The sequence below is a fragment of the Rahnella sp. CG8 genome (assembly GCF_023701875.1).
In the GTDB taxonomy this organism is placed as follows: domain Bacteria; phylum Pseudomonadota; class Gammaproteobacteria; order Enterobacterales; family Enterobacteriaceae; genus Rahnella; species Rahnella aceris.
In genome coordinates this window covers 1-1,708 of sequence record NZ_JABAED010000067.1, presented here as the reverse complement: position 1 = coordinate 1,708, position 1,708 = coordinate 1, and the positions used below count along the sequence as shown (strand labels likewise).

General features: G+C 45.8%; 1 protein-coding gene and 1 pseudogene. Both read left to right on the top strand.

Going from position 1 to position 1,708, the window contains the following annotated elements; all coding sequences use genetic code 11:
• A pseudogene (locus HGO41_RS25700) lies at window positions 1-738 on the top strand (hypothetical protein); the annotation flags it as partial.
• Window positions 738-1,708, top strand: a 971-nt coding sequence (locus HGO41_RS25695; protein ID WP_250981645.1) for a type VI secretion protein ImpA, incomplete at its 3' end; no start/stop codon positions are given. The pseudogene HGO41_RS25700 and the gene HGO41_RS25695, both read left to right, overlap by 1 nt.

The following is a 1,708-nucleotide window of genomic DNA, read 5'->3' as shown; positions in this document are numbered from 1 at the left end:
ACGGATTTACTGGAAAAACTGGCAAACCGCCTGCGTGTTGAAGGTGACAATGCCTACCGCGCGCATGTGGGCACCAATGTACACCTCTACGGCGGCGAACGGGCGGCAAAAGAAGTGGAGATGTTTAAGCAGGAAAAGCCGGATTGGGTGGATGTTGGGAAGAAAAAACAGACATACAAACCATTAAATTCTTTTGATGATGAACAATCGATAACAGAAGGATGGCCAGATATTCGGGAAAATTCCTCTAACCCAGTACTTAAGGGCAAGTTTGATACTTTTGATAACTCAATGAGTGCGATTGAAATCCCACCAGGAGAGATTCTTTACCGTGTTATTGATCCAAGTTCCTCCGACAATAGTATCTGCTGGATGCGAAAGGCTGAGTTTGAAAAACTGACGTCGAAAAGTGACTGGCGTAAACGTTTTGCCGTATGGAAAAGCTGGAATGAAAATGGGGAATATGTCGTTTACACCGTTCCGCCGGGACGGCCTCTTAAGGTCTGGGAAGGTCGTGCTGCAACACAAATTAATGAGAATGCCAAAGAATATTCGCTGGAAGGCGGAGCGGTACAAATCGTACTGAACCCGTCGCAGCTTAAAAAAGAGTTTACCGGTGAACGGCGGAAAACCGGCTGGGGCTATGGCGATGTAGCAAGTGATCCGGTCAGCCCTTATCTGGGGCTACCGAAGCTAGAGAATAAAAACAGCTGGTACGAACCAAAAGGAAAAGAATAATGGGTATTTTACATCCGCAGGAATGTTACTTTTTAGAAAAATTCATCTCAGCAGAACATTATGCCGAAACCCGTGATGCCATCATTGCCTATATCGATGCCCATGAAGAAGCCCTGGCAAGATATAAACGTGAACTGCCGCTTAATGCCCGAAAAACCCCTCAATGGCAGCAGGCCGATATGGTATGGGAAAATCGCGTGATGCCTAATATCAGACCCATGAAAGAACGTTATATGAAAGCTTATATTCTACGAACTCATAGCGACATCAAAGCATTCGATATCGGTCATGCTATGAGCAATATTAGCAAAGGTATTGTTGAGTTTTGGAATGGATGGATGACTGAAGGTGAAATAGAAAAAATTTCTGCTCTTGAATCTGTGGCTAAAAAACTTGACCGTCAACTATCAACAACATTGAGTGGGACGTGGGATGAAGGTAATTTAACTTACAACGGCCGGGGGTGCTATGCCTTGGAAGACCTACCATCTCAAATCCCCGAATATAAACTTGATCCAGCAGTAAGGATTGAAATTGATGATATTCCTATCGAAACAGGAATTTACTTGCCGGATGCAGATTTTTCTTCAGCAAGATTTATTGCTGCTAATTTTGGCGAACCACCAGAAGCAGTGCAAGGAATTAAACGTACAGACAAGCTAGACGTGGAAACAGGTAAACCAAGATATAGCTGGAGAGAATCTCAGTGGGCAAAAACCGGTTGGACTCTTATCCGCCGGGTTGGAGGCGAATTTATCAATGTGCCGGTGGACGGATTTTTCCCGAAAGGATTACCCGAAGAATTGTACAACTGGCCGGAGAAAGAGAAGTTATTACGCCAGGCGGAACCCACCCGAATCACCGCGTACAGCGGCGAAACCAGCCCGCACTCCGGCCGCTGGGGCACCTTTATCGACGGCAGTTTGCGTTATGCTCATGTCAAACAAGGCCAAGCCCTGCCGGAATATGA